Raw genomic sequence first — 4,474 nt, 5'->3', positions numbered from 1 at the left:
AACGCCCTACGAAGCCATTAGGCGACTCAGTGAGAAAAAACCTGAAATCTTCTCTCGAATACCAAGCCATGACATGTTGGGACCAAACACCTAATCCATTCCGCATTGCGGTGAGACAAAACTGGCGCAGGTCTCCAGTGGCGGGCGGCAGGTCTTCGGTCATGACGATAGGAACATCCACCATTACGCCCTCGCTGAAAAATGAACTGTGAACGCATCGACGCAGTCCACCAGAATAGTCTGGCTGACCCTGTATCGATCAACGTCAAAAACAGGGTCAGCCGTTTGCATTGCTGCGCCCGTCACCCCAAGCAGGCCGAGATTGTAGTCCATATCGTTCGACATACCCATGATCGAACGCGCAGGAACGAACGACCCGGTGGTAGGCCGCCTTGCCCAATTATAGGACGAGATGACATCATAGGTCGTCGGGTTTCCGCTACCGACGCGGTTCGTACCATTTATCAGTGTCGAGTTGGTCAGCGAGCTCTTGTTCGCAAGCACAGTGATCCGTGGGCACGTTTGAGGCATTTGTCACGCCCCTCGCGATGAGCATGTCGTCATAGCCGCCGTCGAACGCTGAACTTGCCTCAGGAAGCGAACCGGGATTGTATCCGGTGTCAGCAATATCCTTGAGGGCGAAACCCGCCGATGGCGACCAGCGGAGGTGATAGGTCTTGTTTGCTGCGGTCGGAAAATCCACCTGCACCGTCGTGACATTGAAAAGTCCGCGATGCAGAAAGCTGTAACCGGCCGGAATGCGAACCTGACCAGAAGCAGGAGAGGTGACAGGAAACTTGCCGTCACTGGTCAGCACTTCCGGATAGATCGGAAGGCGGGTTCGAGCCTGCATCATCAGCACGTAATTTTCGTCACTAGCGCCGCTGGTCGCGGCGTCGACAATCAACTGGATAGCCTGCAACAGCTGCATCAGGTCTTCACTGCTCGGAGAAATGCCAGCCGCCTCGATGACAGCCACGATCTCGCGCTGCGCATGTTCGACTGCGGCGGCAGGAACTCTCGAACCGCTCTCACCAGCGGCCGTATTCCGGTCGCGATAGGCGGCATTTGGATCGACGCCGCCATAAGGTGGCGCATAATTCATCACATATCCTTTCAGTTTACCGGAACACCGATGGCATTGCCGTATCCATCGCCGAAAATGTTGCCGCGACCGTCGCCGAGAGAAGCGTGTTCACATCAATTCAGTAACGGAAGCGGCTATGTTTCATCATGCCATCGCTGACAGTCGCAATTTTGTCGTCTCACAGGCTACGCGATCCTCGCATACTTGCCGGAACGTAGATCGTTCTCAGGTGCTCAAGTCCTACAGCAACCCTGTCGAGATCTGTCATAATCACGTCCATACCCTTCATCAGGGATTTCCACATCTGCTGTCGAGCGCCTTCAGTTTCACCGAACCTCGCATGTCGCGCATCCCTCACTTTGATATCCGGATCATAATCAAATTCGTCGCTCAAAAGCAGTTCTACGAGGAGCACGCATTTGGTCACTGCCTCAGAAGACTTACGCAGGTGGCGCTGCATCCGAAAGACATCATCACACAGTTGACCATGAAAAAGGGGCTCGGCATGCCTCCAAATAGTGCTGGATTCCATATCATTGAGTTGCCCCAGGATATCGCGATACGCCAAGAGCAGGACAAGCATTCTGCCGTACTGCCACTTATCGTACCGCTCCCTATTGTACCGGGGCATTTCAAACGCTGCGATTTCGCGTTTACCGTCACCGATCCGCAAGGACCACGTCCTCACTCGATGAACATAAATCAATACCCTGTCCGACTTAAGGCGATCCGGCCGCAGCGCCAACTCGACAAGCTGCAAGTGACGCCTCCCCTGCTTATCCTCGGTAACGCGCATCACAAGTATCGTGACGGAGGCTGCGCCAATCGCACCGATGCCTGTCAGCAACGTCTGGTAGTCATAAATGAACCTGCCCCAAGCATCGCATCCCCCCCCCCGAAAATGGAAGGCAAGAGCACTGCCGCGAGAACGCGCCACGACAACTGCTCCGATCATGCGTCCAGTCGAACTGCCAAGCATCCAATGAAACTCAAGTTGCGTCAGAGCCGCATCATATCCAGACCAAGCCGCACAACCAGTGGGCGCATGCGTTTTTTATTGCTCGCCTTCTCAGAAAAACGGGCTTTAGCAATGGGACGCCGCGCATCGATCCGCAGTTCGGATATCAAAACAACGCTGGCAGCCCTGAAGGATGCCGGCATCATACCCTGCGCCATGGACACCTTGCCTGATGGCAGCATGCGGTGGCATTTTACACAGCCGCGAGAATCTGACGAGGATGACCTCGATCGCGAATTGAGGGAATTTGAGCAGCGCCATGGTGGAAATAACGCTTAAGGGACTTCACACCTTAAAGGCCAAAGGCCGCGTCTACTATTACGCATGGCGCGGCGGCCCGTCGATCAAGGGCAAACCCGGAACGCCGGAATTCATGGCCTCGTACAACGAGGCTGTCGCGGACTACCGGGCGCCAGACGAGAGCAAGTTCCGCTCGATCATCTTTCATTACAAGAAGAATGAATTTCAGAAGCTCGCGAAATCGACCAAGCGGACTTGGACGCCGTGGGTGGATAAGATCGAGCAATATTTCGGTGAACTCCGCATCGCCCAGTTCAATCGCCCGGAGAAGATCCGTCCGATCATCCGCAGGTGGCGTGGCCAGTACGCCGACACACCGAGGGCAGCCGATACCGGCCTGCAGGTGCTGTAACGCATCTTGGCGCATGGCGTCGATCCTATGGGAAAGATTGCCTCGAACCCCTTAGAGGGGATCAAGCACCTGTATTCGAACACCCGTGCGGAAATCATCTGGGCGGATGCCGACATCGCTCAGCTGAAAGAGCACACCAACGACGAGGCAGGCTCCGCGGTCGATCTCGCCGCACATACAGGCTTGCGCGTTGCAGATCTGGTTCGCTTGTCCTGGTCGAACATCGGTCAAGACGACATTGTTATTTCGGCCGGCAAGAGCAAGCATCGGAAAGAGGCGGTCATCCCGCGCTACGACGTGCTCAATGAGCTGCTGGAGCGGATCCCGCGCCGCTCGCCTGTCATGCTTACGACGAGCCGCAAAAACGCAACGCCATGGACGAAAGACGGCCTTGCCAGTTCATTCTGGACAGCAAAGGATAAAGCAGGCCTGCTGGAGCGCGATCTTCATTTTCATGATCTGCGCGGCACGGCCGCAACTAAGTTTTATATCGCCGGCTTGTCGATACGCGTGATCGCGGAAATCATGGCGTGGAAAGAAGAACAGGTTGAGAAAATCATTCGCCGCTACGTGAGCCGAGGAGCCGCCACCCGAGAGGCTATCAGGCTGATAAACGAAGCACGCCTGAACGAGCGAATTGACCGCTGAGGGTTGAAATTACCCTTCGCGCCGTGCCACTTGGCGAAGAGCCATAATGTACGCGTATTGGCGCTGATATGTTTCCATGAGGTAGGATATTTGAGGCGTACGGTAGCCGCGCCAGCAACCGAAGAATTCCTCATTCCAAGGCAGCATGACAATATTGTCATCATCGAGAGCGAACCGGGTCGCGTATGGCAGACCCATTTCATCAAGATGAGCGGACTTCTGAATAATGATATCCAGCTTCAGCCGCTGTGAAATTTTGAGCGTCCGCGTTCCGTTTGTGACCAAGCAAAAATATTCGCCTGTCTCTTCGTCTTCAAAGACGTCCAGAATCAAACAAGGGCGAAGCCGAAGCTCGCCCTTGGGTTTGGTTTCCGGGTAGTAGCAGGCCACGATATCGAAAGCTTCGGGCCGCTGCCCTTTCCAATTAATGGGTTTTCGCAAGTTTGAAACCATCCACGTGTCTCAACTTCCTGCCCTCAAGGTAGGGACGCGCTTTTTCGCGCAGGATGTTGTTGGCCTCTACATTCACATCATCGCTTGGCTCGTACGCTTCCGGCGGGAAGCGATCAAAGTCGCTCGCGGTACCATTTGTATCCGCTTTCCTCATCGGTGCTGCCATATTCATCTCCACATACACAGTTGAATTACAAAGAAGCACGGTGTGTGCATATAATCAACGCAGTCATTCAGCATAAGTTGCGGGAAAATTCCTTAAGGAGTTTTAACGACCGAACATTGCGCCAACCATTTGACTGCGAGATTCGCGTAGCACGAATTTATTCGATCCGTATAGAGCGTTAATGTCACACATGCGTGCTGTCATTTTCCGGCGATTGCCTTCGCTAAGCCCCATATGAATATCCGTCCAATTCAAATCAAGCCCTAATCCGTCGAACCTGTCGCGCACCAAACAAGAACAGGTTCGCGTGAAACGCACTGTAAAACCGTCTTTTGTTCTTTTTATGAATGATAGGCTAGGTGTTTGGTCCCAACATGTCATGGCTTGGTATTCGAGAGAAGATTTCAGGTTTTTTCTCACTGAGTCGCCTAATGGCTTCGTAGGGCGTTT

The 4,474-nt window shown here is 53.9% G+C and carries 6 protein-coding genes and 1 pseudogene; 3 read left to right on the top strand and 4 right to left on the bottom strand.

Annotation, left to right across the window (positions count from 1 at the left end; all coding sequences use genetic code 11):
• Nucleotides 1–212: hypothetical protein (locus J2T09_RS27475; protein WP_306840269.1), on the top strand; the 212-nt coding region annotated here is incomplete at its 5' end.
• 227 nt (nucleotides 213–439) lie between these two features.
• Here J2T09_RS27475 and J2T09_RS27470 read toward each other — a convergent pair.
• Nucleotides 440–1,105 (bottom strand): hypothetical protein, encoded by a 666-nt coding sequence (locus J2T09_RS27470; RefSeq protein ID WP_306840268.1) that lies wholly within the window; start codon nucleotides 1,103–1,105, stop codon nucleotides 440–442.
• Nucleotides 1,106–1,223: 118 nt separating this feature from the next.
• On the opposite strand from J2T09_RS27470, the gene J2T09_RS27465 reads away from it, so the two are divergent.
• Nucleotides 1,224–2,384 (top strand): hypothetical protein, encoded by a 1,161-nt coding sequence (locus J2T09_RS27465; protein ID WP_306840267.1) that lies wholly within the window; start codon nucleotides 1,224–1,226, stop codon nucleotides 2,382–2,384.
• Nucleotides 2,365–3,405 (top strand): annotated as a pseudogene (locus J2T09_RS27460) (tyrosine-type recombinase/integrase). Before J2T09_RS27465 ends, J2T09_RS27460 begins: the two are co-directional and overlap by 20 nt.
• 9 nt (nucleotides 3,406–3,414) lie before the next feature.
• On the opposite strand, the gene J2T09_RS27455 reads toward J2T09_RS27460, so the two are convergent.
• The 3 genes from J2T09_RS27455 to J2T09_RS27445 all read right to left on the bottom strand — a co-directional run.
• Nucleotides 3,415–3,858, bottom strand: coding sequence for a hypothetical protein (locus J2T09_RS27455; RefSeq protein ID WP_306840266.1), 444 nt, complete (start codon nucleotides 3,856–3,858; stop codon nucleotides 3,415–3,417).
• Entirely contained in the window at nucleotides 3,830–4,024 is a 195-nt protein-coding gene (locus J2T09_RS27450) for a hypothetical protein (protein WP_306840265.1), read from the bottom strand. The genes J2T09_RS27455 and J2T09_RS27450 overlap by 29 nt, the downstream gene beginning before the upstream one ends.
• Nucleotides 4,025–4,126: 102 nt before the next feature.
• Nucleotides 4,127–4,474, bottom strand: a 348-nt coding sequence (locus J2T09_RS27445; protein WP_306840264.1) for a hypothetical protein, incomplete at its 5' end; no start/stop codon positions are given.

The organism is Neorhizobium huautlense (assembly GCF_030811685.1).
Lineage (GTDB): Bacteria > Pseudomonadota > Alphaproteobacteria > Rhizobiales > Rhizobiaceae > Neorhizobium > Neorhizobium huautlense_A.
The sequence above is the reverse complement of the archived record's forward strand: the minus strand, read 5'-3'. Positions and strand labels throughout refer to the sequence as shown.

What these genes read in the sequence shown, in the direction of transcription:
- J2T09_RS27450 (WP_306840265.1), bottom strand. Translation starts at nt 4,024, where the DNA reads ATGGCAGCACCGATGAGGAAAGCGGATACAAATGGTACCGCGAGCGAC.
- J2T09_RS27465 (WP_306840267.1), top strand. Translation starts at nt 1,224, where the DNA reads ATGTTTCATCATGCCATCGCTGACAGTCGCAATTTTGTCGTCTCACAG.
- J2T09_RS27470 (WP_306840268.1), bottom strand. Translation starts at nt 1,105, where the DNA reads ATGAATTATGCGCCACCTTATGGCGGCGTCGATCCAAATGCCGCCTAT.
- J2T09_RS27455 (WP_306840266.1), bottom strand. Translation starts at nt 3,858, where the DNA reads ATGGTTTCAAACTTGCGAAAACCCATTAATTGGAAAGGGCAGCGGCCC.